Below are 26,382 nucleotides of genomic sequence, written 5' to 3' on the forward strand. Positions count from 1 at the left end.
GCGTGGGAGGACACCCGGGCTAGTTGATCTTCGCGTTGACGAGGTGCATCGCACGGCTCGCGTCGGTGATGCTGCTGGACAGCGACGGGTACGCGGCGAAGACGCGCGAGACCTGGTCGACCGTGAGTCGGCGCTCGACCGCGACGGCGATCGGGTAGATGAGCTCCGACGCCTTCGGCGCCACGATGACGCCGCCGATGACGGTGCCGGACCCCTTGCGGGCGATGAGCTTCACGAAGCCGTCCTTGATGCCCATCATCTTCGCCCGGGGATTCGCGGCGAGTGGGAGCTTGTAGACGAGGCCGTCGGCCACCCCGTCCTCGACATCCTTCTGCGAGTACCCGACGGTCGCGATCTCAGGGGCGGTGAAGATGTTGGAGGTGATCTTGATGAGCTCCAACGGGATCACGATGTCGCCCAGGGCGTGGAACACCGCCGTGCGCCCCTGCATCGACGCGACGGAGGCGAGCGGGAAGAAGTTCGTGCAGTCGCCCACCGCGTAGACGTTGGGCACCGAGGTGCGAGCGACGCGGTTGACCCGGATGTTGCCCTGCTCGGTGAGCTCGACACCCGCGTCCTCGAGCCCGATGCCCTTCGTGTTCGGGATCGAGCCGACCGCCATGAGGCAGTGGCTGCCCTCGACCGTGCGGCCGTCGGCGAGGGTCACGCGGACGCCGCCGTCGACCACCTCGACCTTCTCGGCGCGGGCCTTCGACAGCAGCTCCATGCCCCCGCGCTTGAAGACCTTCTCGAGCACCTTCGCGGCATCCTGGTCCTCGCCGGGCAGCACCTGCTCGCGGCTGGAGACGAGGGTGACCTTCGATCCGAGGTTCATGTACGCAGACGCGAACTCGGCACCGGTGACACCCGAGCCGACGACGATGAGGTGCTCGGGCAGCGCCTTCATGTCGTACAGCTGCGTCCAGGTGAGGATGCGCTTGCCGTCGGGCCTCGCGGAGTCGAGCTCGCGCGGCGATGCGCCGACCGCGACGACGATGGTGTCGGCCTCGACGCGATCGAAGTCGGTGCCGTCCTCGCCGGTGGAGACGACGATCGCGTTCGGCCCCTCGAGGCGCCCGTGCCCGGAGAGGATGCGCACTCCCGCCTCGAGCAGGGTCGAGCGCATGTCCTCGGACTGCTGACCGGCCAGAGCGATGAGCCTCTTGTTGACGGCGGCGAGGTTGATGGCGATCTCGGGCTTGAGCGGCTTACCGTGCTCGCCCTTCGCGTAGAACTGGACCCCGAGGTCGGACGCCTCGGAGATCGCGACGGCCGCGTCGGCGGTCGCGATGAGGCTCTTCGAGGGGACCACGTCGGTGAGCACGGCCGCTCCACCGACGCCCACCCGCTCCACAAGGGTCACCTCGGCTCCGAGCTGGGCCGCCGCGAGGGCCGCCTCGTATCCGCCGGGGCCGCCGCCGAGCACGGCGACGCGCTGAGTGCGTTCGAAGGGGGTGGAAGACATGCTTCCCATTCTCCCGCAATCCTGGCACCCGGCCGTCCACCTTCCTAGAGTGGATCCATGCCTGAAAACCACAACAACCCCCTCGACGACCCGAATGCGAACCCCTTCGAGGTCGCAGCCGCAGCAGCCGCGGACATCGCCCGGCTCACCGGCGTCGAGAAGCACGACATCGCCCTGACGCTCGGCAGCGGGTGGGGCAAGGCGGCCGACATCATCGGCGAGACCGTCGCCACGATCCCCGCCACCGAGGTCACCGGCTTCTCGAAGCCGGCGCTCGAGGGGCACGTCGGCACGCTCCGCAGCATCCGCACGCCCGACGGCAAGAACGTCCTCGTCATCGGCGCTCGCACGCACTACTACGAGGGCCACGGCGTCCGCCGTGTCGTCCACTCCGTGCGCACGGCAGCGGCCACGGGCGCCCGGATCATGGTGCTCACCAACGGCGCAGGCGGCGTGCGCGAGACATGGAAGCCCGGCCAGCCGGTGCTCATCAGCGACCACATCAACCTGACGGCCGACTCGCCGCTCGAGGGCGCGACCTTCATCGACCTCACCGATCTGTATTCGTCTCGCCTTCGCGACATCGCACGCAGTGTCGACCCGTCCCTGGACGAGGGCGTGTACACGCAGTTCCGCGGACCCCACTACGAGACCCCGGCCGAGGTGCAGATGGCGAAGCACATCGGCGGGCACATCGTCGGCATGTCGACCGCCCTCGAGGCGATCGCCGCCCGCGAAGCGGGCATGGAGATCCTCGGCTTCTCGCTCATCACGAACCTCGCCGCCGGCATCCAGAAGACCCCGCTCAGCCACGCGGAGGTGATCGAGGCGGGCCGCGAGGCCGAGCCCGTCATCTCGGCACTGCTGGCCCGAGTGGTCGAGGCGCTGTGAGCGAGCAGCGCCTCGAGCAGGCGCGCGCCTGGCTGCGGCAGGACCCCGATCACGAGACCCGCGACGAGCTGGCCGGCGTGATCACGCGGGCGGCCTCGGGCGACGAGGCCGCGATCGCCGATCTCGACGACCGCTTCGGCTCCCGTCTGGCGTTCGGCACGGCGGGACTGCGCGGCGCGCTCGGCGCCGGCAGCAACCGCATGAACCGCGTTCTCGTCGCCCAGGCGGCCGCAGGCTTCGCGTCGTACCTTCGCGAGCGCGGGCAGGGCGGCACGCCGACGGTCGTCATCGGCTACGACGGCCGCCGCAACTCGCGTGTGTTCGCGACCGACTCCGCCGAGTTGTTCGCCGGGGCGGGCCTGCGGGCGATCATCCTCCCCCGCCTGCTCCCGACGCCCGTGCTCGCGTTCGCGGTGCGGCACCTCGGAGCGGACGCCGGTGTGATGGTGACCGCATCGCACAACCCGCCGAACGACAACGGCTACAAGGTGTACCTCGGCGGGGCGGACCAGGGCTCGCAGATCGTCTCCCCCGCGGATGCCGAGATCGCAGCGCACATCCAGCGCATCGCCGACGCCGGGGATGTCACGGCGCTCCCGCGCTCGACGTCGTACGAGACGGCCGGCGAAGAGGTCGTCGAGGCGTACGTGGCCGCGACGGCGTCCGTGGCACCGGCCCCGGCCTCGGCATCCGGTCTGCGCTGGGTGTACACCGCCATGCACGGAGTGGGATGGGAGACGGTGTCGAGCATCGTGCGCGCCGCCGGGTACCCGCAGCCGATGGTCGTCGGCGAGCAACTCGAGCCCGACGCCACCTTCCGGACCGTGTCGTTCCCCAACCCGGAGGAGCCGGGCGCGATGGACCTGTCGTTCGCGAAAGCGCGCCGCGTGCAGGCCGACTTCATCCTCGCGAACGACCCGGATGCGGACCGTCTCGCGGTGGCGATTCCCGACGCGGATGCCGAGAACGGCTGGCGCAGGCTCACCGGCAACGAGGTAGGCCTCCTCCTCGGTGCCCGAGCCGCCCGAGCCGCGGCCGGCACGGCGGGGGCGTCGCTCGCCTGTTCGCTGGTCTCCTCCCCCGGTCTCGGAGCGATCGCCGCGCACCACGGCCTCGACTTCCACGAGACGCTCACGGGCTTCAAGTGGATCTCTCGTGCCCCCGGGATCGTGTTCGGCTTCGAGGAGGCGCTCGGATACCTCGTCAACCCGGAGACCGTGCGGGACAAGGACGGCATCTCGGCTGTCGTCGCGATCCTCGGTCTCGCGGCCGAAGCGCGGGACCGCGGCACCGACATCGCGGGCCTGCTCACAGAACTCGGCGACACCTACGGCCACTATGCCAGCGGCCAGGTGTCGGTGCGCGTCGACGATCTGTCCGTGATCGGGAAGGTCATGACCTCGCTGCGCGACGATGCACCGACCGACTTCGGTTCGCTGCCTATCGCGTCCGCCGACGATCTGCTGCGCGCGGCGGAGGGGCAGCCCTCCGGCGACGTCCTGCGCTATCGGCTGGCCGACGGGTCACGCATCATCGTGCGCCCGAGCGGCACCGAGCCCAAGCTCAAGGTCTACATCGACGCGGCGGGCGAGTCCGCCGCGCAGGCGGCCGAGCGGGTGCACGAACTCGAGAGCGCGGTGCGGGCACTCCTGGCGGAGCGCTCCTAGGACGCCATGCCGAAGAGACACGTGGTCATCAGCGCGCACAACGGCGTGCACGCCAGACCCGTCGCCGAGCTCGTCCGGCTCGTGCAGGCGCACCCCCACCCGGTGACGCTCACGACGACGACGGGCTCGGTGGTCGACCTCAGCAGCGTGCTCGCGATCATGGATCTGGGACTCGCCGAGGGCGACGCCGTCGTTCTCGAGACGTGGGACTCGTCGGGTGCGGATGCCGTGCTCGACACACTCGTCGAGGTGCTCGACCCGCGTCGCTGATCGCGCGCGTCGTCCTGTCTGCGATCAGCCGTCGATGACGGCGACGAGTTCGTCGAGAAAGGCCTCGTAGGTCGTGCCCCGGCGCACGATGCGCTGCACGCTGTCTCGCTCGCTGAACACCTCGACGAGCTGCTCGAACACGGTCTGGAACGCGGCGCGGTCGCTCTCGCTGAACGCGGCGAGCGCGACCACCTGCACGCGCCCCTCCCCCCAGGCCGCCGATCCGTCGGCGACGCCGATCGCGATGGCGGTGCGCGCGGCCGTCATCTGCAGCGCGTGGGGCACGGCGAGAGAATCCGTGAACGCAGTGGAGGACATGCGCTCCCTGGCGATGGTGTTCTCGATGTAGTCCGCGCCGATGAGTCCTGCGTCCGAGAGCAGTCCGCCGAGGTGTCCGATGATCGCCTCCTCGCCCTCGTCCGGAAGCGGATGCACGAACGCCTCGGCGACGAAGTAGCGCGCGAGCTCGGTCCGCAGCCGCGCGAGACGGCGCGCCCGCCGCACACGGGCGGCCGCCTGCTGGATGCGGTCGACATCGGCATCCGTGAGGAAGGGCTGGATCCGCACGAAGCGATCGCCCGACGCTCCCGGCTCGATCGTGCTGAGCACGAGGTCGGTGTCGAACGACGCCCAGTCGGGGTCGACGTTCGTCACGACGCTCGTGACCTCGATCGCCGAGCCGAGCGAACGGTCGACGCTGGACCGCAGCAGCTCGTGCAGCTCGTAGTAGCCGGGGCAGACGATCGTGGCCGTGAGGATCGACTCGGCCTTGCGGCTGCGTTCGAGCCTGCCGCCCACGTGCATGGCGATGTAGGCGATCTCGTCGTCGTGGATCGGTGTGCCGAGCCGGTCGTGGAGGCCGCTCGCGATCGAGACGGCGACCTCGAAGATCATCGGGTAGGAGGTCTTCAGCGACCGCGTGAGCGGATTGCGGGTGAGCGCGCTCTCCTCCGCCCGCCGCAGCAGGTTCTGGACGTGCAGCGCGAGCCGCAGCACGAACGTCTCGTCGAGCAGATCGACCTGGAAGTCGTCGGCGGCGCGGGCGATCTCGTCGCGGACGGCGGACTCCACCGCCGGGTCGACGCCGCTGCGCGCGACCTCCCTCGTCGCGTCCTGACCCGGCGCGACGATGCGGGTGAGGACGAGCGACGCCAGGTGTCCACTGTCGCCCTCTCCCAGCGCGACGGCGAAGTGCTCCTGGGCGAGGCGGGCGATGATCGCGCCGACCTCGGGGATCTCGGGACGCGCAGTCGTGGATGCCGAATCGAGGGCGTGCCCGGATGCCACCCGATCGGCGGCGATCGCGATGTGCAGCAGGACGTCGGAGATGGCGAGCTCGTTCACGAAGTAGCCGAGTGCTCCCAGCTCGCGGACCAGCTCCGATTTGAAGGGAGCGACGGCCTGCGCCGACACGGCGCTGCCGGCGAGCGCGCGGCGGAAGGTCTCGGGGTGGAACGACGCGGCATCCATCTCGTCGTGTGCGAGCCTGCTCAGCAGACGGCGCTGCGCCGCTTCGTTCCCCCGCAGCCGGACCACCTCGCGGTCGCGGTCGAGCGTGAGGTCGGTGTCTTCGAGCAGACCGCGCACTCGCGCCAGATCTGACTCGAGCGTCGCCTCGCTGACGTGCAGGCGTTCCGCCATCGCGAAGACGTCGATCCCGGAAGGATCGTCGAGCAGGGCCCGGATGAGCGAGTGCAGCCGGTCGCGCGGCGCCGACTCCCCCACCTGCCGCGCACGCAGCGCGTCACGCGCCGCCGGACCCGCACGGTATCCGGCCGGCCCTGATTCGATCGCGTCGGCACCCGCCGTGCGGGCGTTCACGGCCGACACGTACGAACGGACGCTCCGCGGCGTCACACCGAGCTGATCGGCGAGACTCGCCGCCGTCGCCCACGACGCCTGACGCAGCAGGGTGGAGAGGAGCTGGTCCTGGCGCTGACGCGACATGATCCTCCCACTCCCATGCTGACTGCACTGTCCGTGACGTGATTCCCATGATGTCAGCTACCGGAGCGGCATGCGTCGGAACGGGCGTTCCGCGGGGGCGGAAAGGAACGTGTTGGCACCCCGGAAGCATCTGTTCCCAGAATGTTCTCAGGAAGGTGGCATCGATGAGGATCCTCGTGGTGTGCGGCGCCGGCGCGTCGAGCACGTTCGTCGCGCAACGATTGCGGCGTGCAGCGGCCGACGCCGGGCTGGAGTGGCAGGCGAAGGCCGGCACCGAGCAGTCCGTGTACGGCGGCGACCACGACCTCGTCCTCCTCGGTCCTCACTTCGCCGACCGTCTCGACAGCATCCGCGACGCCGTCATGGCGCCCGTCGCCGTGCTGCCCGCAGACGTCTTCGCAGACAGGGACGGCACGCGCACGCTCGCGTTCGCCCGCTCGATCATCGACGTCAGGAACACCCCGAAAGGAACCTCATGACCGTTTCCCGTACCGTCCGGATCGGCTCGTCGCACGGCCTTCACGCCCGCCCCGCGAAGCTCTTCGCGCAGGCGGCGAAGGAGTCGGGCATCGCCGTCACCATCGCGAAGGACTCGGGTAAGGCCGTCAACGCCGCCAGCATCCTCGGTGTGATCGCCCTCGCGATCGAACACGGCGACTACGTCACGCTCACCGCCGACGGCGACAACGCCGAGAGCGTGCTCGACACGCTCACGGAGCTGCTCACGACCGACCACGACGAGGCGACCGTATGACCGAGCTCCGCGGAGTCGGCATCGGTCTCGGTGTGGCCCAGGGGCCGGTCGTCCGGATGACCGAGGCGCTGCCCGCGCCCGACAGCACGCCGAGCACGCAGGGCGCCGACGCCGAGCGCACCCGTGTGCGCGAGGCGATCGCCGCCGTCGCCGCGGAGCTCAACGCCCGCGGCGAGACCGCCGGCGGATCCGCTCAGGAGGTGCTCGAGGCTCAGGCGATGATCGCCGAGGACCCGACGCTCCAGGACGAGGTCGATGCGCGGATCGACGACGGAGCGACCGCCGAGTGGGCCGTGCACGACGCGTTCGCCGGCTTCCGCGCGACCCTCGAGGCCGTCGGCGGGTACCTCGGCGAGCGCGCCGCCGACCTCGACGACATCGCCCAGCGCGTCCTGGCCCGTCTGCGCGGCGTCGACGCTCCCGGCGTTCCCGACCCCGGACACCCGTTCGTGCTCGTCGCCCGAGACCTCGCGCCGGCCGACACGGCGCTGTTGAACCTCGACCAGGTACTCGCCCTCGTCACGTTCGACGGCGGCCCCACCTCGCACACGGCGATCCTCGCCCGCGAGAAGGGCATCGTCGCGATCGTCGGCGCGGCCTCGGCATCCGAGCTCTCGACCGGCCAGCCGGTCATCGTCGACGCGGCGGCCGGCATCGTCACGGTCGATCCGACCGCCGACGAGAAGGAGCGCGCCGAACAGCGCGCCGCGGCCCGCCGCTCGGCGGACGCCGCTCCCCTGACTCCCGGCGCCCTCGCCGACGGCACGCTGATCCCGCTGCTGGCGAACCTGGGAAAGCCCGCAGACGCATCCGATGCCGTCGAACGCGGGGCCGAGGGCGTCGGGCTCTTCCGCACCGAGTTCCTCTTCCTGTCGTCGTCGCAGGCTCCGACCGTGGCGCAGCAGCGCGAGGCCTACCGCGAGCTGCTCGCGGCGTTCCCTGGCAAGAAGGTCGTCGTGCGCATGCTCGACGCCGGCGCCGACAAGCCCCTCGCATTCCTCAACGACGCGCACGAGGAGAACCCCGCCCTCGGGCTCCGCGGACTCCGCGCGCTCCGCGCGAGCGAGGACATCCTCCGAGAGCAGCTCACCGCGCTCGCGGAGGCGGATGCCGAGACCGAGGCCGAACTGTGGGTCATGGCCCCCATGGTCGCCACCGTCGAGGAGACCGCCTACTTCACCGGTCTCGCCCGCGAGCACGGGCTCAAGACGGCCGGGGTCATGGTCGAAGTCCCGTCGAGCGCGCTCCTCGCCGATCGTGTGCTCGCGCACGCCGACTTCGCCTCCATCGGCACCAACGACCTCACGCAGTACACGATGGCCGCCGACCGCCTGCTCGGATCGGTCGCCGGCTTCCAGGACCCGTGGCACCCCGCAGTGCTGCGCCTGGTCAGGGAGGTCGGAGCCGCAGGCGCCCGCCTCGGCAAGCCCGTCGGCATCTGCGGCGAGGCGGCGGCAGACCCGCTGCTCGCCGTCGTGCTCGTCGGTCTCGGCGCGACGAGCCTCTCGATGGCTCCGTCCGCCCTGGCTGACGTGCGCCACACCCTGTCCCACCGAACCCTCGACGAGGCGCGGAGCCTCGCCGAACTGGCACTGGCGGCCGACGACGCCGCCGGTGCGCGCCACGCCGTGGCCGAAGCCACAGCTACCCTCCCTCACCAGAAAGAGACGACATCATGACGACGACGTCACCGGCCGCCACGAAATCGGGCGGCCTCCGAACAGGCGTGCAGCGCTTCGGCACGTTCCTGTCCGGAATGATCATGCCCAACATCCCCGCGCTGATCGCGTGGGGCATCATCACGGCATTCTTCATCCCCGTGGGGTGGACCCCGAACGAGCAGCTCGCCACCCTGGTCGGCCCCATCATCCACTACCTGCTGCCGATCATCATCGCGTACACCGGTGGAACCATCGTCTACAAGACCCGAGGCGGCGTGGTCGCCGCGATCGCCGTCATGGGTGCGATCGCCGGCTCCGACTACCTCATCGCCCAGGTCAACGCGACTCTGCCCGCCGACAACCAGCTCGGTGAGATCCACATGTTCATCGGCGCGATGATCATGGCTCCTCTCGCGGCCTACACCATGAAGTGGCTCGACTCCCTCTGGGAGGGCAAGATCAAGGCCGGCTTCGAGATGCTCGTGAACATGTTCTCGGCCGGCATCTGGGGCTTCGTCATGGTCGTCGTCGGGTTCTACCCTGTCGCATGGCTCGTGAACGGCATCATGAACGTGCTGTCGAACGTCGTGAACTGGCTGGTGGAGACGAACCTGCTTCCGCTGACCAGCATCATCATCGAGCCCGCCAAGGTGTTCTTCCTGAACAACGCGATCAACCACGGTGTCCTCACCCCGCTCGGAACCCAGCAGGCGGCGGAGAGCGGTAAGTCGATCCTGTTCCTTCTGGAGGCGAACCCCGGTCCCGGTGTCGGCCTGCTTCTCGCGTTCACCCTGTTCGGCATCGGAGCTGCTCGCGCGTCCGCTCCCGGCGCGGCGGTGATCCAGTTCTTCGGCGGCATCCACGAGGTGTACTTCCCGTACGCACTGATGAAGCCGATCCTCATCCTCGCGCTGATCGCGGGCGGCATGACCGGTGTCACGACCAACATGCTGTTCGGGACGGGTCTGATCGCACCGGCGGCTCCAGGAAGCATCATCGCAGTTCTGGGGCAGACGTTCCGGACGGACTATCTGGGAGTCATCCTCTCGGTCGTGCTGTCGGCCGCGGTGACCTTCATCATCTCGATGCTGATCCTCCGGGCGAGCCGGAAGAAGGATCTCGCCAAGGAGGACGCCTTCGCGGCCGCCGTGGCCCAGACCGAGGCGAACAAGGGCAAGTCCTCTGACGCGCTGAGTGGCCTGGCGGCGAAGGCCGCAGCGACCGGTGCGGCGACCGCCGTCGCCACGACGCCGATCCAGAACGTCGTGTTCGCGTGCGACGCCGGCATGGGCTCGTCGGCGATGGGCGCGAGCGTCCTGCGCAACAAGTTCAAGAAAGCAGGGATCGAAGGCGTCACGGTCACCAACCAGGCGATCGCGAACCTTGACGGCACGGCCGACCTCGTGATCACGCAGCAGCAGCTCACCGACCGCGCGAAGGCACAGTCGCCGAACTCGGTGCACGTGTCCGTGGACAACTTCATGAACGCGCCGCAGTATGAAGAAGTCGTCGAGATGGTGCGCGAACAGCGCGCATCCGGCGAATGACAGACCGGGCGGGGCGGGTGCCACGGCATCCGCCCCGCCCCCATCTCCGCAGAATCCTCGGAAAGGAATCACCATGAGCGTTCTCACCCTCGGCCAGGTCCGCATCCACTCCGGCTCCAGCACCCAGGAGGCCGCGCTGCAGGAGGCGACCGACATCCTCGTCACCGCGGGGGCCGTCACGCCCGCGTACGCCGACGCCATGCGGCAGCGCGAGGAGACGGTGTCGACGTACATGGGCAACGGCCTCGCCATCCCGCACGGCACGAACGACGCCAAGGATGCGATCCTCGGCTCCGCGCTGTCGGTCGTCCGCTACGACGGCGGCGTCGACTGGGCCGGGGAGCAGGCGACGTTCGTGATCGGCATCGCCGGCAAGGGCGACGAGCACCTCGAGATCCTGTCGCAGATCGCGATCCTCTTCTCCGATGAGGACGACGTCGCGAAGCTCAACGCCGCCCAGACCCCCGACGAGCTGTTCGCCCTGCTCTCGGCCGTCAACGAGTGATGGGCGACCGTTCGATGAAGGCCGTCCACTTCGGAGCGGGGAACATCGGCCGCGGGTTCGTCGGTCTGCTGCTCCACGAGGGCGGGTACGAGGTCGTCTTCTCCGACGTCGCCGACGCGCTGGTCGACGCGATCAACGCGGTCGAGTCGTACACCGTGCACGAGGCGGGCCCGGGTGGCACCGACCACGTCGTGACCGGCTTCCGTGCCGTGAACAGCAAGAAAGACCCCGAGAGCGTCGCCGACGAGATCGCGACGGCCGACGTCGTCACCACCGCGGTCGGACCGACGGTGCTGCGCTTCGTCGCCCCGACGATCGTCGCCGGGCTCGCCCGCCGCTCCCCCGACGCGGCGCCGCTGCAGGTCATGGCCTGCGAGAACGCGATCGGCGCGACGGACACCCTGCGCGCGGAGGTCGAGAAGGCCGCGGGGGCGGATGCCGCCGACCTGCTGTCCCGCGCGGTGTTCGCCAACACCGCGGTGGACCGCATCGTCCCCGGTCAGCCCGCAGACGGCGGAGTCGACGTCACGGTCGAGCCGTACTACGAGTGGGCCATCGAGTCGGGCGCATTCGGCGGGCAGCTGCCGAGCATCCCCGGAGCGCACTTCGTCGACGATCTCGCACCGTACATCGAACGCAAGCTCTTCACCGTGAACACCGGCCACGCCGCCACCGCGTACTTCGGCGCCCGCGCCGGCATCGAGCGGATCTCCGACGCCCTCGACGATGCCGACATCGCGGCGCGCGTGTCCGCGACCCTCGAGGAGACCTCGGCCGTCCTCGTCGCCGAGCACGACCTCGATCCCGCAGAACTGGCAGAGTACCGCGCGACCATCCTCGAGCGCTTCCGCAACCCGGCGCTCGTCGACACCGTGCAGCGTGTCGGGCGCCAACCGCTGCGCAAGATCTCACGGCACGAGCGGTTCATCGGCCCTGCGGCCATGGCCGCCGAACGCGGCCTGCCGACGGTCGCCCTGGTCGGCGCGGTCACTGCGGCGCTCGAGTTCGACGACAGCGGAGACGAACAGGCCGTCGAGCTGCAGCAGCTGCTGCGCACGGAAGACGCCGAGGCCTTCACCATGCGCACGACGGGCCTCGACCCCGAGCATCCGCTGTTCCCGGCCGTGCGCGATGCGGTCGCGTCGCGGCAGACGGCGTTGCGCGCCTCCTGAGCCGACCGCCGTCGAAGCCACGCCCCCTGCCGCCCGATCGGCAGGGGGCGTTCCTCGTGCACAGACCCAGGAGCGGGGCTGGGGAGTCGCGCAGGAGGAGGACGTACGGTTGATGCGTGCAGAAGAAGCGTCACCGCATCCTGAAGTCCGTCGTGTGGGGTCTCGTCAGCGTCGTGGTGCTCGCCGCCGTGGGCATCGTCGTATGGAGCCAGGTCGGCATCATGGGCGCCGAGCCCGAACCGCTGGCGGAGGTCCGCGCCAACAGCGCGATCGAGGTGGATGACGCCCCCCAGGGCATCGTGATGACCCCGGCCGACGGGCGATCGGATCTCGGGCTCGTGTTCGTCCCCGGGGCGAAGGTCGACCCCTGGGCATACGCGCCGATCCTGCAGAGCCTCGCCGAAGACGGCGTCACGGTCGTCATCACCCGCCCGTGGCTGAACCTCGCGTTCTTCGATCTCCGCGGCCTCGATGCCTTCACCTCGGCGGCTCCCGACATCGACGACTGGAGCGTCGGCGGGCACTCGCTCGGAGGCGTCCGCGCCTGTCAGCTCGCGACGGATGCCGAGGCGCTCGTGCTGTTCGGGTCGTACTGCGCCGGCGACGTGTCGGCATCCGATCTCCGAGTGCTGAGCATCTCGGGCAGCGAAGACGGCCTGTCCACGCCCGCGAAGATCGACGACGCCCGACACCTGCTGCCCGCCGATGCCGAGATGATCGAGATCGAGGGCGCGTCGCACGCGTCCTTCGGCGACTACGGCTCCCAGGCGGGCGACGGCACCCCGACGATCTCCGACGAGGAGATGCACGCGCAGGTGGCCGAGCTGCTCCGGGCGTTCTTCGCCGAAACGACTTCGGGGTGACTCTGGTCGGCGCGTCCTCTCGTCAGCCGATCCGCTTGATCAGCGCCTCGAGCCCCATGCCGTAGTCGATGCGCACCACGGGCAGCGCGAGCTTGTCGGCGCCGATGGTCACGAATCCGGGGTCGATCGTCCGGGCCATCTCGAATCCGGCCATCGCGACACCCTGCTTGGCCGTGTCGTTGTAATGACCGAACGGGTAGGCCATGACCTCGCGCACGCCCAGGATGTCGCCGGACGCGTTCATGTCGGCCGCGATCTCCTCGGCCGTCCAGTTGACCATGCGGCCCTTGCCGTTCTCTCCGGCCTGATGCATGTCGTTCGTATGCGAGCGGCGCAGCACGTACATCGACGGCGCGGGATCCTGCCGATACGCGGTGATCATGAACGAGGTGGACAGCAGCTTGTACTTGTCGATCACCGGGACGGCGAGGTCGAACCAGGTCTGGTCCGCGTCGTCATCGGTGATGATGACGGAGTGCGCGGGGAGGAACAGCCGCCCGTCGATGAAGGCGCTCAATTCATCCCACGTCGGCAAGTAGAAGCCCGTGGTCGCGATGTGGTTCATCTGCGCCTCGAAGTCGCCGATGTAGGCGTAGTTGCCGCGCAGCCACCCCGACTCGCCCTCGGGGTTCGTCGTGAACTGGTGGTACATGAGGATGGGGATCTGCGCGTTCTCGGCCGTGTTCGCCTCGGGCGTCGTCCAGCCGGCGAAGAGCTCGACCTGCTGGTCGACGCAGACGACCGGGTCGGCACCGTTGACACGCGCAGGGGTTACGAGAGCGGCGGCGTCGGCCGCCGTCGGGTACCAGCCCGCGAACACGCGTCCGTCCTGAGCGGGGATCGGCAGGCCCGCGTACAGGGCGTTCTGCCACTGCAGCATCGGGTCGACGGGAGCCCCCTCGCCGAGGAAGGTGACCGCGCAGGCGAGTGGGTCATCGGCCTCAGCCACGAGCTGCTGCGCCGGCGTCAGGGGTCTTTCGAGCGGCTGCGCCTCGGCGCGCGGGACCTTCGCCTCCGGCGGACGGTCCATGGACACGAACGCGACAGCGCACGCCCCCGCGACGACCAGCACGGCACTGACTGCGACGACGACGATGCGACGCCTCTTCTTCCCCCCGGAAGCCACGACCCTCCTCCTCGCGGCTCAGCCGGAGAAGCCCTGACCGATCATCTCGACGAGCTCCTCTCGTTCCTCCACCGGCAGGAAGGCTGCCGAGGCGGCATTGAACTGGAAGGTCTCGAGGTCATCCAGGTTGTACTCGAACGCTTCGACGAGCAACGCGAGCTCTCGCGTCAGCGAGGTGGCGCTCATGGTGCGGTTGTCGACGTTCACCGTGACGGCGAAACCGAGCTGGTACAGCAGGTCGAAGGGATGATCGGCGAGGGTCTTGCCCCATGCCGAGATCGCTCCGGTCTGCAGGTTCGAGGACGGCGAGAGCTCGAGCGGGATCTCCCGGTCGCGCACCCACCGTGCGAGGTCGCCGAACTGCACCTGCACCTCATCGCCCTCCTGCGTGATGACTCGCAGGTCCTCGGCGATGCGGACGCCGTGTCCGAGGCGCAGGGCGCGGCCGTCGAGCAGAGCGGAGCGGATGGACGCCAGACCCGCAGCTTCCCCGGCGTGCACGGTGACAGGGAAGAAGTTCTCGGCGAGGTAGTCGAAGGCGGCGCGGTGATTCGAGGGCGGGAAGCCGTCCTCGGGGCCCGCGATGTCGAAGCCGACGGCTCCGCGGCCGCGGTACGACACCGCGAGCTCCGCGATCTCGCGGGCACGGTCGGTGTGGCGCATCGCGGTGATCAGCTGACCGACGCGGATGCTGTGACCCGCGCGATCCGCGGCGTCCTCGCCCTCCTCGATGCCCCGCTGCACGGCATCGACCGCCTCGTCGAGCGAGAGCCCGCGGGTGAGATGCTGCTCGGGAGCCCAGCGCACCTCTCCGTAGATGACGCCGTCCTTCGCAAGATCCTGCACGAACTCCCTGGCGACGCGGGTGAGCCCCTCCTTCGTCTGCATGACGGCGATCGCGAGGTCGAAGGTCTTGAGGTACTCGACGAGCGAGCCCGAGTCGCTCTTCGACGCGAACCACTTTCCGAGCCTGCGCGGGTCTGATTCGGGAACGTCGATGCCGACGGCATCAGCGAGCTCGATGATCGTCGCGGGGCGCAGCGCGCCGTCGAGATGGTCGTGCAGCGACACCTTCGGCAGGGCGCGCAGAGACGCTCCCTGGATAGTGACGTCGCCGTTCGCGTCGATCGACATGTGTTTCCTCTCGGTCGCGGATCGGTCAGTTCAGGGTAGCGCTCGACGCGCCACGCCCCGAATGCCTCAGGCGGTGATGCGCTCGCGCACGATCGGACCCGATTCCGGAGCGCTGTCGCCGATCTCCCACGACCCCTCGAGCGCCTCGAGCGCACGCGGGAAGCGCGCCTCATCGGCGGCCGAGAGCGTGAACAGCGGCTGTCCCTCCGTCACCCGGTCGCCGGGCTTCGCGTGCAGGTCGATGCCCGCCTCGAAGATCACGGGATCCTCGGCCCGAGCGCGTCCGGCGCCAAGGCGCCATGCCGCGATGCCGAACGGCAGCGCGTCCATGCGCGAGACGACACCGTCGGCGGGTGCCGTGACGACGTGCGTCTCCCGGGCGGTCGGCAGTTCGGCGTCGGGGTCGCCGTCCTGCGCGCGGATCATGGCCTTCCAGCTGTCCATCGCGCGTCCGTCGTCGAGGGCGGCCTCGACGTCGGCATCGGGTTGTCCGGCGAGCGCCAGCATCTCGCGGGCCAGAGCGATCGTCAGTTCGCGGACGTCCGCGGGTCCCCCGCCGGCGAGCACCTCGACCGACTCGCGGACCTCGTTGGCGTTGCCGATCGCGAGGCCGAGCGGCACGTTCATGTCGGTGAGCAGCGCCGTCGTCGCGACGCCCGAGTCGGTGCCGAGCGCGACCATCGTGCGGGCGAGCTCGCGCGCGCGGTCGATGTCCTGCATGAAGGCGCCCGAGCCGAACTTCACGTCGAGCACGAGCGCGTCGGTGCCCTCAGCGATCTTCTTCGACATGATGCTGGAGGCGATCAGCGGGATCGCCTCGACGGTCCCGGTCACATCGCGCAGCGCATAGAGCTTCTTGTCGGCCGGAGCCAGCCCTGAGCCGGCGGCGCAGATGACCGCGCCCACGTCGCTCTGCATCTGCGCGAACATCTCGTCGTTGCTGAGCGCCGCACGCCAGCCGGGGATGGACTCGAGCTTGTCCAGCGTTCCGCCGGTGTGCCCGAGACCGCGGCCCGAGAGCTGCGGCACGGCGACGCCGAACACGGCGACGAGCGGGGCGAGCGGCAGGGTGATCTTGTCGCCCACGCCGCCCGTCGAGTGCTTGTCCACGGTCTTCTTGCCGAGGTTCGCGAAGCTCATCCGCTCGCCCGTCGCGATCATCGCGTCGGTGAGGACGCGGATCTCGTCGCGTTCCATGCCGCGCTGGAACACGGCCATCGCGAACGACGCCATCTGCGCGTCCGACACGTAGCCGCGAGTGTAGGCGTCGACCATCCAGCGGAGGGCCGGCTCGGACACCGCTCCCCCGTCGCGCTTCGCGCGGATCACGTCGACGGCGTCGAAGGGCTCAACGCTCATCGGGCGTCCTCCAGGTCTCGGGGGCCGAACGCGTCCGGCAGGACTTCATCGATCGTGCGGATGCCGGACACGGTCTCCAACAGCATCCCGGGCATCGCGTGCTCGAAGAGCAGCTGACGGCAACGGCCGCACGGCATGATCGTCTGCCCGTCGTTGTTCACGCAGACGAACGCGACGAGCTGACCGCCGCCCGACATGTGCAGGTCGCCGACGAGCGCGCATTCGGCGCAGAGGGTCACGCCGTAGGACGCGTTCTCGACGTTGCAGCCGGCGACGATGCGGCCGTCTCCGACCAGCGCGGCAGCGCCGACCTTGTAGCGGGAGTACGGCGCGTACGCCTTCGTCATCGCATCGGTCGCGACCTGACGCAGTTCGTCCCAGTCGATATCGGTCATGTGTCTGTCGACTCCTCGGGTGTCAGGACTTGATGTAGGGCTTGCCGCTGGCTGCGGGCCCGCGGATCTGGCCCGCGAATCCCGCAACGGCGAGCAGCGTCACCACGTACGGCAGCATCAGCATGAACTCGCCGGGAATCGGCGTCTTCAGAATCGACAGCAGATTCTGAAGGTTCGTGGCGAAGCCGAAGAGCAGCGCGGCGAGAGTCGCTCGGATCGGGTCCCAGCGACCGAAGATCACCGCGGCGAGGGCGATGAAGCCGAGGCCGGCGGTCATGTCCTTGCCGAACTGCGGAACCGACACCAGCGTGAAGTACGCCCCGCCGACACCGGCGATCGCACCAGCGAGCAGCACATTCCAGAAGCGCGTCGAGTTGACCTTGATGCCGACGGTGTCGGCCGCCTGAGGATGCTCGCCGACGGCGCGCAGGCGAAGACCCCACTTGGTGCGGTAGAGACCCCAGGCGACGACCGCGACGGTGATGAACATGAGGTAGACGATGAACGTCTGGTTGAACAGCACCGGACCGATGATCGGGATGTCGCTCAGCAGCGGGATCTCGATGCGACTGAACCGCACCGGCGTGTTCAGCTCGGTTTCGTGCGGAGCCAGGAGCGCACCGTAGAGGAAGCCGGTGAGGCCGCTGACGAGCACGTTCAGCACGACGCCGACGATGACCTGCTCGACGAGGTACTTGATCGCGAACGCGGCGAGGACACTGGCGACGAGGACGCCGCCGAGCATGGCTCCGAGCAGCCCGACGAAGGGGCTCCCGGTGATGCTCGACAGCAGTGCGGCGGAGAACGCGCCGAGCAGCAGCTGCCCCTCGATCGCGACGTTGACGACACCGGCGCGCTCGCCGATCACTCCACCAAGGGCGCCGAACACGAGCGGCACCGACAGCGACACCGCGCCGAAAAGAAGGCTGGTGACGGGAACGAGACCGCCCGCGCCGGCCCAGACGAGGAAGCCGAAGACCGCGATGGCGCCGAATCCGGCGGCGATCCACAGCGACGCCTTCCGATAGCTCCACGCACGGAGGAATGCTGCGACCGTGAGCACGACCAGGATGCCGATGACCACCCAGACGGTCGGCCCCGTCGGCAACGCCACATCCGGCAGTGCGAGAGCCGACGACTGGTCGCTCAGGCGGAACGAGCTCGTGCCGCTGCGCGGAACGACGAGGAAGAGCAACGCGAGGAGCACGGTCACTCCGGCGAGCACGATCGGTGCTTTCAGGTGACGCTCCCGCACGGTGGCGAGCTGAACCGTGCCGTCGGCGGCCTCGGTCTGAACGAGCGACATCATGCGGCCACCGCCTTCTTCGCAGCCTTGGCTCTCGCCTTGGCCGCCTTCTCCGCGTCGGACTTGGGTAGGAAGAACACGGCGCGCAGCAGCGGCGGAGCAGCGATGAAGAGCACGACGAGCGACTGCACCACGAGCACGATGTCCACCGGGATGTCCTGCGCTTGCATCGAGAACGAACCGGCCTTGAGAGCGCCGAAGAGGATGCCGGCTGCGAACGTGCCCCAGGCGCGGCTGCGACCGAGGAGCGCCACCGTGATCGCATCGAAGCCGATGCCGGCGTCGATCGTCTCGGTGATACCCGTCGTGACGGAGCCCTGCAGCTGATTCATGCCCGCGAGACCGGCGAGGCCTCCGGCGAACAGCATCGCGTACACGTAGACCCGCTGCACGCTGATACCGGCCGCGCGAGCCGCGTGCGGATTCTCTCCCACCGCGCGCATACGCAGGCCGAGCGCCGAGCGCTCGATCAGCCACCACACGAACAGCGTCGCGACGATCACGAGCACGAAGCCGACGTCGAGGAGCGGGAACTGCGGACCCAGCAGCTCGGGGAACTGCGCCGTCTCCGGCGTCGCGGATCCGAGCGCCTGATTGGTTCCGGGCTTCTGCAGCAGACCCGGGGTGCGGATCATCCACAGCAGCAGGTAGTACGCCACGTAGTTGAGCATGATCGTGAGGATGACCTCGTGCGCTCCGGTACGGGCCTTGATGAGACCCGCGATCGCGCCCCAGAGCGCGCCGCCGGCGATACCGGCGATGAGCGTGACCGGGATGTGGAGCCAGATCGGCAGGTCGAGGTTGAACGTCAGCAGACCGGCGACCGCGACGCCGATGAGCATCTGACCGCGGGCGCCGATGTTGAACAGGCCGACGCGGAAGGCGAGGGCGACACCGAGACCGGCGGCGATGAGCGGGGCGGCGAAGCCGAGCGTGTTCGTGAGCGGGCGGATCTGCGCCGCGAAGTCGTTACCCCGCGCGTTGAAGATCGCGCCGCGGAAAAGAGCCTCGTAGCCGTTGTAGACCGCCTGCCACGCCGCCGCGAACGTGTCGCCGGGGCGGGCGAAGAAGTACCCGGAGGCCTCCTGGACGTCCTCGTTCGTGAACGCGATGAGGACGCCGCCGACGACGAGCGCCAGGAAGATGGCGAGGACGGTCGACACCGCGCTGCCGCGCAGGATCTCCTTGAGGATCACGTTGCCTCGAGGCGGAGGCGGAACGTCGCCGGCCAACGGACCCGTCGCCCGCGGCAGCTGCTCGGCGGGGAGGCCCTTCACGGCGTCATCCGCCCCCGGTGTGGTCCCGCTCATGCGGCTGCCCCTCCTTCGGCGGCGCCCGCCATCATCAGACCCAGCGTCTCGCGCGGGGTGTCGCCGGGCACGATGCCGACGATGGTTCCTCGATACATGACCGCGATGCGGTCGGCGAGAGCTGCGACCTCGTCGAGCTCGGTCGAGACGACGACGACCGGGACTCCCGCGTCCCGCGTCTCGATGATTCGCTTGTGGATGAACTCGATCGATCCCACGTCGACGCCGCGCGTCGGCTGGGCGGCGACGAGGAGCCGCAGCTCGCGACTCATCTCGCGGGCGATCACGACCTTCTGCTGGTTGCCGCCCGACAGCGTCCCCGCAGGGGTGTGGGGTCCCTGCGTCCGGATGTCGTACTCGGCGATCCGCTCCTTCGCGAACTGCTCGAGTGCGGCGCGGCGGATCGTCCCTCCGCGACTGAACGACTCGTCGTCGGAGCGATCGAGGATCAGATTCTCCGCGACGGAGAACCCGCCGACGAGTCCGTCCTCGTTGCGATCCTCGGGCACGAATCCGACACCCGTGTCGAGGATGCCGCGGACGCTCTTGCCGACGAGCTGCGTGCCGTCGAGAGTGATCGATCCCTCGACGCGCGCTGCGAGACCGACGATGGCCTCCACCAGCTCCGTCTGACCGTTGCCCTGCACACCGGCGATCGCGAGGACCTCGCCCGGTCGCACGGTGAAGTCGACGTCGTCCACGACGATCGCGCCGGTCGGCGTGAGCACGCGGAGCCCCTGGACCTCGAGGCCTCCGTCCCCGAGCCGCGGTGCGTCCTTCTGCACGGTCAGCTCGACGGCCCGGCCCACCATCAACGAGGCGAGCTCGGCATTGCTGGCGGTCGGCGATGCCTCGCTCACGATGCGTCCGAGCCGCACGATCGTGATGGTGTCCGCGACCTCGCGTACCTCGCGGAGCTTGTGCGTGATGAAGACGATCGCGGTGCCCTCTTCGCGGAGCTGCCGCATGATGCCCATGAGTTCGTCGGTCTCCTGGGGGGTCAGCACCGCCGTCGGCTCGTCGAACACGAGAACCCTGGCGTCGCGCGACAGAGCCTTGATGATCTCGACCCGCTGCTGCACGCCCACCGGCAGATCGCCGACGATGGCGTCCGGATCGATGTCGAACCCGAAGCGCGCGGCGACGGCGCGCACGTGCTCTCTGGCCTTGGCGATATCGAGTCGGCCGACGCCCTTGGTCTGCTCGTGGCCGAGCATGACGTTCTCCGCGACGGTGAAGACGGGCACGAGCATGAAGTGCTGGTGCACCATCCCGATGCCGGCGTTCATCGCGTCGCCGGGGCCGCGGAAGCGCTGCACGACATCGTCGAGGAGGATCTCGCCCTCGTCAGCCTGATACAGGCCGTACAGGACGTTCATGAGAGTGGACTTGCCTGCGCCGTTCTCACCGAGAAGAGCGTGGATCTGCCCCGGCTCGACCACCAGATCGATGTGGTCGTTGGCCACGAGGCTACCGAATCGCTTGGTGATGCCGCGAAGTTCGAGCTTCATATCTGCACCTTATCCAGATGTGTCCGAAGAGTCTCGGGCGCTGCGAGTCGATGTGCGCGCCCTGCGGACAGTCGTCCGTCCACGGCACGGGGCGAGTGGCTGCGTGCTCCACTCGCCCCGGCCTGGACCTGCTGCGACTTACGGGGAGTTCGGGGACTCCACGGTGATGTCGCCGGAGATGATCTGCTCCTGAAGAGCGGCGATCTCGTCGAGCAGCCCGTCAGGCAGCTCCGACTCGAATGCGCCGAAGCCCGAGAGCTTCACGCCCTCGTTCTCGAGCGTGCCGACGTACGGCGCCGGGTCGAAGTCGCCCTCCGAGGCCGCGATCGTCGCGTCCTCGACGGCCACGTCGATGGCCTTCATGATCGAGAAGAGGGTGACGTCCGCCACGCTCTCGTCGGCGACGGCCAGGTCGCTGTCGACGCCGACCATGAGCGTGTCCTTGCCGCTGTCCTTGATCGCGGCTGCGGCGCTCTGGTAGATCGGGCCGCCGACCGGGAGGATGACGTCGACGCCCTGGTCGAGCACGCCCTGTGCGGTCTGCTTGGCGGTGTCGTTGGCGTCGAAGCCGCCGGTGAACGAGCCCTCCTGGGTGTCGACGTCCCAGCCGAACACCTGCACGGCGCCGGACTTGTCCTCGTTGTACTTGTCGACGCCGAGTGCGAAGCCGTCCATGAACACGGCGACCGACGGGATCTGCATGCCGCCGAAGGTGCCGACCTTGTTCACGCCCGCCTGCGCCGACCATCCGGCTGCGGCGTAGCCGCCGAGGTACGCGGCCTGAGCGGTGTCGAAGACGAGGGGCTTGATGTTCGGGGCGTCCGTGGTGCCGTCGAAGTCGTTGTCGGCGTAGTCGTCGATGATCGCGTAGTCGATCTCCGGGTTCGCGAGCGCGGACTCGACGGTCGCCGCGGAGAGCTTGAAGCCGACGGAGACGATCAGCGAGCAGCCTTCGGACACCGCGGTCTCGAGGTTCGGCGCGTAGTCGTTGTCGTTGGCCGACTCGAACTCGAGCGGCTTGACGCCGAGGGTGTCCGCTGCGCGGTCCATGCCCTCCTTGGCGGACTGGTTGAACGACTTGTCGTTCCAGCCGCCGGCGTCCGAGACGAGGCAGGGCAGGAAGTCGGATGCAGCGTCGCCGCCGCCGTTGTCGCCCGATTCCGTCGGAGCCTGGCCGCAGCCGGCGAGAGCGAAGACGACTCCAGCGGCGATGGTCGCGCCGAGCAGCTTCTTGGTGGTGGAGATGGTCAACTCATGCCTCCTCAACGAACCCGCGGCCCTCGCGGATCGATCAAAGTTACCTACTGTTTCGGCGATTGCGTATATCGAGGACCGGGCCGGTAGGGAATGGTTACAAAGCTGAAATCAAGCCAACGAGTGAGCACGGATGCGCGCTCATCTGCGCATCAGAGCACGTCTCCACGGCCGGTGAGCTTGAGGGACTCCACGACGCCCTTCACCCTCTGCGCGTGCTCGACGGTCGTCACGAGAAGCGCATCGGGGGTGTCGACCACGACGATGTCCTGCACCCCGACGAGGCTGATCACGCGGGTCGTCTGGGAGACGAGGATGCCGCTCGCGGCATCCGACAACACCCGAGCCTTCGGCCCGAGCACCGCGAGGTCGTTCTTGCGGCCGTTCGAGATCAGCTTCGTGAGCGACGCGAAGTCGCCGACGTCGTCCCAGTCGAAGTGCCCGGGCACGACGGCGAGCCGCCCGCGCTTCGCCGCGGGCTCCGCGACCGCGTAGTCGATGGCGATCTTCTTCAGGGCGGGCCAGATGCGGTCGACCGCGGGGCCTCTGCGGTCGCGATCGTCCCACGCCTCGGCGAGTTCGACGAGGCCGGCGTGCAGGACGGGCTCGTTGGCTGCGAGCTCTTCGAGCAGCACGCTCGCCTTCGCGATGAACATGCCCGCGTTCCACAGGTAGTCACGGCTGGCGACATAGGCCTTCGCCGTGTCGAGGTCGGGCTTCTCGACGAAGCTCTCGACGAGTGCCGCCTCTCTGGCCCCCTCCACCACGAGTTCCGGTCCCCTCTTGATGTACCCGAACCCGACCGCGGGCTCCGTCGGGGAGATGCCGATCGTGCAGATGTATCCCTCACGCGCCACCTCGACGGCATCCCGCACGGCGAACTCGAACACGCGGGTGCCGCGGATCACGTGGTCGGCGCTGAACGAGCCGATGATCACCTCGGGGTCTCGGCGGTGCAGGATGGCCGCAGCCAGGCCGATCGCTGCGGCGGACTCACGAGGCTCCGACTCGAGGAACACGTTGAGGTCGGCGATGCCGGGCAGCTGCGCCTCCACAGCCGCCCGATGAGCGCGGCCGGTGACGACCGCGATGCGATCGGGTCCCGCGAGCGGCTCGAGGCGGTCCCACGTGTCGCGGAGCAGCGAATGCCCCGAGCCGGTGAGGTCGTGCAGGAACTTCGGCGCGTCGGCGCGCGAGAGCGGCCACAGTCTGCTGCCGATGCCGCCGGCAGGGATCACGGCGTAGAAGTTCGGGATGGAATGGCTCACCCTGCCAGGGTAGCCGGGCCCCTGGCCCGCGCTGGGGCGCAGCCGACCATGTCGAGAGCTGATCGGAACCATGCAGGAACGCTATCGACGTCGAGCCGGTTAGGCAGGCCTTCGTCGCCCCCGCCCTCCCGGCGGGAATAGGATGGACTCCGATCGGCCGTGCCTCGCGATGACGGGATCCTGCCCGGACCACGCAGCGCACGCGACCGAGTCACATCGATCCAGGGAGGACGACCGTGTCCACAAGCGCTCGCTTGACACCGTCGATTTCGGAAACCACGTCAAAGACCCCCCGCGGCACCCTCTACCGGGGTCGCGAAGGCATGTGGTCGTGGGTGCTTCACCGCATCACCGGAGTCGCCATCTTCTTCTTCCTGTTGGTGCACGTGCTCGACACGGCGCTCATCAGGGTGTCGCCGGAGGCGTACGACGCCGTCATCGGCACGTACAAGAACCCGGTCATGGCGCTCGGCGAGGTCGTGCTCGTCGCGGGCATCGTCTTCCACGCCATGAACGGCCTGCGGATCATCGCGGTCGACTTCTGGTCGAAGGGCGCCCGGTACCAGCGCCAGCTCTTCTGGGGCGTGCTCCTGGTGTGGGGCATCATCATGGCGGGCTTCGTGCCGCGCCACCTCATGCTCGCGTTCGCCGGCTTCGGAGGAGGACACTGATGACCGCTCAGACCGTCGCCGCCCCCACCCGCACCCGTCGCGGGGTCAACCTCGAGAAGTGGGGCTGGGTCTTCATGCGGGTCTCGGGCATGGTGCTCGTCATCCTCATCTTCGGACACCTGTTCATCAACCTCATGGTCGGTGAGGGCATCCACGCCCTCGACTTCGCGTTCATCGCCGGCAAGTTCGCCACCCCGTTCTGGCAGTGGTGGGACGTGCTGATGCTGTGGCTCGCCCTGGTCCACGGCGCGAACGGCATGCGCACGATCGTCAACGACTACGTCACCAACGCCACCGCGCGCAAGGCGCTGATCTGGGCTCTCGGCCTGGCAGCGGCGCTGCTCATCATCCTCGGCACCCTCGTGGTCTTCACGTTCGACCCGTGCCTCGGCGTGACCGAATCGAGCACGCTGTGGGAACAGTGCCAGACACTGGGCAACTAACACTGGGCAAGTAGAAGAGAAGGCATAAGAAGAAGTGACTACAGAGACCCAGGACTCCTTCGTGCGCGACGGGGTGCACTACCACCAGTTCGACATCGTCATCGTCGGCGCCGGCGGCGCGGGCATGCGGGCGGCGATCGAGGCGGGCCCCGGCGCGAAGACCGCGGTGATCTCCAAGCTCTACCCGACGCGGTCGCACACCGGCGCGGCGCAGGGCGGCATGGCGGCGGCCCTCGCGAACGTCGAGGAGGACAGCTGGGAGTGGCACACCTTCGACACGGTCAAGGGCGGCGACTACCTCGTCGACCAGGACGCGGCCGAGATCCTCGCCAAGGAGGCCATCGACGCGGTCATCGACCTCGAGAACATGGGTCTCCCCTTCAACCGCACGCCCGAGGGCAAGATTGACCAGCGCCGCTTCGGCGGGCACACCGCCGAGCACGGCAAGACGCCGGTGCGCCGCGCCTGCTACGCCGCCGACCGCACGGGCCACATGATCCTGCAGACGCTGTTCCAGAACTGCGTCAAGCTCGGCATCAACTTCTTCAACGAGTTCTACGTGCTCGACCTCATCACGGTGAAGGATGCCGCGGGCAAGACCCAGATCGCCGGCGTCGTCGCCTACGACCTGTCGACGGGCGAGCTGCACGTCTTCCAGTCCAAGGCCGTGATCTTCGCCACCGGCGGCTTCGGCAAGATCTTCAAGACCACGTCGAACGCGCACACCCTCACCGGCGACGGCGTGGGCATCGTGTGGCGCAAGGGTCTGCCCCTCGAGGACCTCGAGTTCTTCCAGTTCCACCCGACCGGCCTCGCCGGCCTCGGCATCCTCCTCACGGAGGGCGCCCGCGGCGAGGGCGCGATTCTCCGCAACGCCTCCGGCGAGCGATTCATGGAGCGCTACGCCCCCACCATCAAGGACCTCGCTCCGCGTGACATCGTCGCCCGCTGCATGGTGCAGGAGGTCGCTGAGGGCCGCGGCGCCGGCCCGCACAAGGACTATGTGCTGCTGGACTGCACGCACCTCGGCGCCGAGGTCCTCGAGACCAAGCTCCCCGACATCACCGAGTTCGCCCGCACCTACCTGGGCGTCGACCCGGTCGTCGAGCCGGTGCCGGTGATGCCGACCGCCCACTACGCGATGGGCGGCATCCCGACCAACAACAACGGTGAGGTGCTCGCCGACAACGACACCGTCGTCCCCGGCCTGTACGCCGCCGGCGAGTGCGCGTGCGTCTCGGTGCACGGCGCGAACCGCCTGGGCACCAACTCGCTGCTCGACATCAACGTCTTCGGCAAGCGCTCCGGGCGCAACGCGGTCGAGTACGTCAAGACCGCGGACTTCGTGCCGCTGCCCGAGAACCCGGCGGCGTTCGTGTCCGACATGCTCGAGGGCCTGCGCAACAACCAGGGCACCGAGCGCATCGCCGTGCTGCGCAAGACGCTGCAGGACGAGATGGACAAGGGCGCGCAGGTGTTCCGCACGCACGAGTCGCTGCAGCACGTCCTGGGCGTCATCGCCGAGCTGCGCGAGCGCTACAAGAACGTGCACGTCGACGACAAGGGCCAGCGGTTCAACACCGATCTGCTCGAGGCCGTCGAGCTGGGCTTCCTGCTCGACATCGCCGAGGTCGTCGTGTACGCGGCGCAGAACCGCGAGGAGAGCCGTGGCGGCCACATGCGCGACGACTTCCCGAAGCGCGACGACGACAACTACATGAAGCACACCATGGCGTACCTGACGGGCGACCCCCACTCCTCCGATCCGAGCGACCACATCAAGCTCGATTGGAAGCCCGTCGTGTTCACCAAGAACGAGCAGGGCGAGTTCAACTACCCGCCGATGGAGAGGAAGTACTGAGC

24 protein-coding genes are annotated in these 26,382 nt (G+C 68.9%); 13 read left to right on the forward strand and 11 right to left on the reverse strand.

Going from position 1 to position 26,382, the window contains the following annotated elements:
• Nucleotides 1-19 precede the first annotated feature (19 nt).
• A complete protein-coding gene (locus AUC47_RS02725; protein WP_179297487.1) occupies nt 20-1,474 on the reverse strand; it encodes an NAD(P)H-quinone dehydrogenase in 1,455 nt (484 codons plus the stop codon).
• Nucleotides 1,475-1,522: 48 nt separating this feature from the next.
• Between AUC47_RS02725 and AUC47_RS02730 the strand changes: the two genes are divergently transcribed.
• Genes AUC47_RS02730 through AUC47_RS02740 form a run of 3 tightly spaced genes read left to right on the forward strand, consistent with a single transcriptional unit; the run spans nt 1,523 to nt 4,293 of the window.
• Nucleotides 1,523-2,356 carry a purine-nucleoside phosphorylase gene (locus AUC47_RS02730; RefSeq protein WP_096713707.1) on the forward strand — a complete coding sequence of 278 codons (834 nt, stop codon included), beginning with the start codon at nt 1,523-1,525 and terminating at the stop codon, nt 2,354-2,356.
• Nucleotides 2,353-4,023 carry a phospho-sugar mutase gene (locus tag AUC47_RS02735; protein ID WP_096713708.1) on the forward strand — a complete coding sequence of 557 codons (1,671 nt, stop codon included), beginning with the start codon at nt 2,353-2,355 and terminating at the stop codon, nt 4,021-4,023. Before AUC47_RS02730 ends, AUC47_RS02735 begins: the two co-directional genes overlap by 4 nt.
• A gap of 6 nt (nt 4,024-4,029) precedes the next feature.
• Nucleotides 4,030-4,293, forward strand: a complete 264-nt coding sequence (locus AUC47_RS02740; RefSeq protein WP_096713709.1) for an HPr family phosphocarrier protein — start codon at nt 4,030-4,032, stop codon at nt 4,291-4,293.
• A 24-nt stretch (nt 4,294-4,317) separates the two neighbouring features.
• On the opposite strand, the gene AUC47_RS02745 is transcribed toward AUC47_RS02740, so the two are convergent.
• On the reverse strand, nt 4,318-6,240 hold the full coding sequence (locus AUC47_RS02745; RefSeq protein ID WP_096713710.1) for a BglG family transcription antiterminator: 1,923 nt from the start codon (nt 6,238-6,240) through the stop codon (nt 4,318-4,320).
• A gap of 164 nt (nt 6,241-6,404) precedes the next feature.
• Between AUC47_RS02745 and AUC47_RS02750 the strand changes: the two genes are divergently transcribed.
• The 7 genes from AUC47_RS02750 to AUC47_RS02780 all read left to right on the forward strand — a co-directional run bounded on the left by AUC47_RS02750 (nt 6,405) and on the right by AUC47_RS02780 (nt 12,742).
• Nucleotides 6,405-6,719, forward strand: a complete 315-nt coding sequence (locus AUC47_RS02750; RefSeq protein ID WP_096713711.1) for a PTS sugar transporter subunit IIB — start codon at nt 6,405-6,407, stop codon at nt 6,717-6,719.
• A complete protein-coding gene (locus AUC47_RS02755) occupies nt 6,716-6,994 on the forward strand; it encodes an HPr family phosphocarrier protein (protein WP_096713712.1) in 279 nt (92 codons plus the stop codon). The genes AUC47_RS02750 and AUC47_RS02755 overlap by 4 nt, the downstream gene beginning before the upstream one ends.
• Nucleotides 6,991-8,673: a phosphoenolpyruvate--protein phosphotransferase gene (gene ptsP / locus AUC47_RS02760; RefSeq protein WP_096713713.1), complete on the forward strand. Its 1,683-nt coding sequence runs from the start codon at nt 6,991-6,993 to the stop codon at nt 8,671-8,673. The genes AUC47_RS02755 and ptsP overlap by 4 nt, the downstream gene beginning before the upstream one ends.
• Nucleotides 8,670-10,202: a PTS mannitol transporter subunit IICB gene (locus AUC47_RS02765; protein WP_179297488.1), complete on the forward strand. Its 1,533-nt coding sequence runs from the start codon at nt 8,670-8,672 to the stop codon at nt 10,200-10,202. Before ptsP ends, AUC47_RS02765 begins: the two co-directional genes overlap by 4 nt.
• A 73-nt stretch (nt 10,203-10,275) precedes the next feature.
• The gene (locus AUC47_RS02770; RefSeq protein WP_096713714.1) at nt 10,276-10,707 is read left to right on the forward strand and encodes a PTS sugar transporter subunit IIA; all 432 of its coding nucleotides are present in this window, start codon (nt 10,276-10,278) and stop codon (nt 10,705-10,707) included.
• 14 nt (nt 10,708-10,721) lie between these two features.
• Nucleotides 10,722-11,879 (forward strand): mannitol-1-phosphate 5-dehydrogenase, encoded by a 1,158-nt coding sequence (locus tag AUC47_RS02775; RefSeq protein WP_096713850.1) that lies wholly within the window; start codon nt 10,722-10,724, stop codon nt 11,877-11,879.
• A gap of 116 nt (nt 11,880-11,995) precedes the next feature.
• Nucleotides 11,996-12,742 (forward strand): alpha/beta hydrolase, encoded by a 747-nt coding sequence (locus AUC47_RS02780; RefSeq protein WP_256999415.1) that lies wholly within the window; start codon nt 11,996-11,998, stop codon nt 12,740-12,742.
• 22 nt (nt 12,743-12,764) lie between these two features.
• Here AUC47_RS02780 and AUC47_RS02785 read toward each other — a convergent pair whose 3' ends face one another.
• The 9 genes from AUC47_RS02785 to AUC47_RS02825 form a co-directional block, all read right to left on the reverse strand.
• Complete coding sequence (locus tag AUC47_RS02785) at nt 12,765-13,868, reverse strand: polysaccharide deacetylase family protein (RefSeq protein ID WP_256999416.1); 1,104 nt, start codon at nt 13,866-13,868, stop codon at nt 12,765-12,767.
• Nucleotides 13,869-13,886: 18 nt separating this feature from the next.
• Nucleotides 13,887-15,002: an adenosine deaminase gene (locus AUC47_RS02790; protein WP_096713715.1), complete on the reverse strand. Its 1,116-nt coding sequence runs from the start codon at nt 15,000-15,002 to the stop codon at nt 13,887-13,889.
• A 66-nt stretch (nt 15,003-15,068) separates the two neighbouring features.
• Nucleotides 15,069-16,361: a thymidine phosphorylase gene (locus AUC47_RS02795; protein ID WP_096713716.1), complete on the reverse strand. Its 1,293-nt coding sequence runs from the start codon at nt 16,359-16,361 to the stop codon at nt 15,069-15,071.
• Nucleotides 16,358-16,756 carry a cytidine deaminase gene (locus AUC47_RS02800; protein ID WP_096713717.1) on the reverse strand — a complete coding sequence of 133 codons (399 nt, stop codon included), beginning with the start codon at nt 16,754-16,756 and terminating at the stop codon, nt 16,358-16,360. The genes AUC47_RS02795 and AUC47_RS02800 overlap by 4 nt, the downstream gene beginning before the upstream one ends.
• Before the next feature lie 22 nt (nt 16,757-16,778).
• Nucleotides 16,779-18,062 carry an ABC transporter permease gene (locus AUC47_RS02805; protein WP_218838195.1) on the reverse strand — a complete coding sequence of 428 codons (1,284 nt, stop codon included), beginning with the start codon at nt 18,060-18,062 and terminating at the stop codon, nt 16,779-16,781.
• Nucleotides 18,062-19,372 (reverse strand): ABC transporter permease, encoded by a 1,311-nt coding sequence (locus AUC47_RS02810; protein ID WP_096713719.1) that lies wholly within the window; start codon nt 19,370-19,372, stop codon nt 18,062-18,064. The genes AUC47_RS02805 and AUC47_RS02810 overlap by 1 nt, the downstream gene beginning before the upstream one ends.
• Nucleotides 19,369-20,883, reverse strand: a complete 1,515-nt coding sequence (locus AUC47_RS02815; protein ID WP_096713720.1) for an ABC transporter ATP-binding protein — start codon at nt 20,881-20,883, stop codon at nt 19,369-19,371. The genes AUC47_RS02810 and AUC47_RS02815 overlap by 4 nt, the downstream gene beginning before the upstream one ends.
• 138 nt (nt 20,884-21,021) lie before the next feature.
• Complete coding sequence (locus tag AUC47_RS02820; RefSeq protein ID WP_096713721.1) at nt 21,022-22,134, reverse strand: BMP family lipoprotein; 1,113 nt, start codon at nt 22,132-22,134, stop codon at nt 21,022-21,024.
• A 155-nt stretch (nt 22,135-22,289) separates the two neighbouring features.
• Nucleotides 22,290-23,375, reverse strand: a complete 1,086-nt coding sequence (locus AUC47_RS02825) for a mannose-1-phosphate guanylyltransferase (RefSeq protein WP_373557847.1) — start codon at nt 23,373-23,375, stop codon at nt 22,290-22,292.
• A gap of 266 nt (nt 23,376-23,641) precedes the next feature.
• Between AUC47_RS02825 and sdhC the strand changes: the two genes are divergently transcribed.
• Genes sdhC through sdhA form a run of 3 tightly spaced genes read left to right on the forward strand, consistent with a single transcriptional unit; the run spans nt 23,642 to nt 26,380 of the window.
• Nucleotides 23,642-24,076: a succinate dehydrogenase, cytochrome b556 subunit gene (gene sdhC / locus AUC47_RS02830; protein WP_096713723.1), complete on the forward strand. Its 435-nt coding sequence runs from the start codon at nt 23,642-23,644 to the stop codon at nt 24,074-24,076.
• Entirely contained in the window at nt 24,076-24,519 is a 444-nt protein-coding gene (locus AUC47_RS02835; protein ID WP_096713724.1) for a succinate dehydrogenase hydrophobic membrane anchor subunit, read from the forward strand. Before sdhC ends, AUC47_RS02835 begins: the two co-directional genes overlap by 1 nt.
• 34 nt (nt 24,520-24,553) lie before the next feature.
• Nucleotides 24,554-26,380 carry a succinate dehydrogenase flavoprotein subunit gene (gene sdhA / locus AUC47_RS02840; RefSeq protein ID WP_096713725.1) on the forward strand — a complete coding sequence of 609 codons (1,827 nt, stop codon included), beginning with the start codon at nt 24,554-24,556 and terminating at the stop codon, nt 26,378-26,380.
• The last annotated feature ends 2 nt before the right edge of the window (nt 26,381-26,382 follow it).

The sequence above is a fragment of the Microbacterium sp. SZ1 genome (genome assembly GCF_002362255.1).
GTDB lineage: Bacteria > Actinomycetota > Actinomycetes > Actinomycetales > Microbacteriaceae > Microbacterium.

Bases quoted from the DNA above. Each gene is read 5' to 3' on its own strand.
- AUC47_RS02725 (WP_179297487.1), bottom strand. From the start codon at position 1,474: ATGGGAAGCATGTCTTCCACCCCCTTCGAACGCACTCAGCGCGTCGCC.
- AUC47_RS02730 (WP_096713707.1), top strand. From the start codon at position 1,523: ATGCCTGAAAACCACAACAACCCCCTCGACGACCCGAATGCGAACCCC.
- AUC47_RS02740 (WP_096713709.1), top strand. From the start codon at position 4,030: ATGCCGAAGAGACACGTGGTCATCAGCGCGCACAACGGCGTGCACGCC.
- AUC47_RS02745 (WP_096713710.1), bottom strand. From the start codon at position 6,240: ATGTCGCGTCAGCGCCAGGACCAGCTCCTCTCCACCCTGCTGCGTCAG.
- AUC47_RS02750 (WP_096713711.1), top strand. From the start codon at position 6,405: ATGAGGATCCTCGTGGTGTGCGGCGCCGGCGCGTCGAGCACGTTCGTC.
- AUC47_RS02755 (WP_096713712.1), top strand. From the start codon at position 6,716: ATGACCGTTTCCCGTACCGTCCGGATCGGCTCGTCGCACGGCCTTCAC.
- ptsP (WP_096713713.1), top strand. From the start codon at position 6,991: ATGACCGAGCTCCGCGGAGTCGGCATCGGTCTCGGTGTGGCCCAGGGG.
- AUC47_RS02765 (WP_179297488.1), top strand. From the start codon at position 8,670: ATGACGACGACGTCACCGGCCGCCACGAAATCGGGCGGCCTCCGAACA.
- AUC47_RS02770 (WP_096713714.1), top strand. From the start codon at position 10,276: ATGAGCGTTCTCACCCTCGGCCAGGTCCGCATCCACTCCGGCTCCAGC.
- AUC47_RS02775 (WP_096713850.1), top strand. From the start codon at position 10,722: ATGAAGGCCGTCCACTTCGGAGCGGGGAACATCGGCCGCGGGTTCGTC.
- AUC47_RS02790 (WP_096713715.1), bottom strand. From the start codon at position 15,002: ATGTCGATCGACGCGAACGGCGACGTCACTATCCAGGGAGCGTCTCTG.
- AUC47_RS02795 (WP_096713716.1), bottom strand. From the start codon at position 16,361: ATGAGCGTTGAGCCCTTCGACGCCGTCGACGTGATCCGCGCGAAGCGC.
- AUC47_RS02800 (WP_096713717.1), bottom strand. From the start codon at position 16,756: ATGACCGATATCGACTGGGACGAACTGCGTCAGGTCGCGACCGATGCG.
- AUC47_RS02805 (WP_218838195.1), bottom strand. From the start codon at position 18,062: ATGTCGCTCGTTCAGACCGAGGCCGCCGACGGCACGGTTCAGCTCGCC.
- AUC47_RS02810 (WP_096713719.1), bottom strand. From the start codon at position 19,372: ATGAGCGGGACCACACCGGGGGCGGATGACGCCGTGAAGGGCCTCCCC.
- AUC47_RS02815 (WP_096713720.1), bottom strand. From the start codon at position 20,883: ATGAAGCTCGAACTTCGCGGCATCACCAAGCGATTCGGTAGCCTCGTG.
- AUC47_RS02835 (WP_096713724.1), top strand. From the start codon at position 24,076: ATGACCGCTCAGACCGTCGCCGCCCCCACCCGCACCCGTCGCGGGGTC.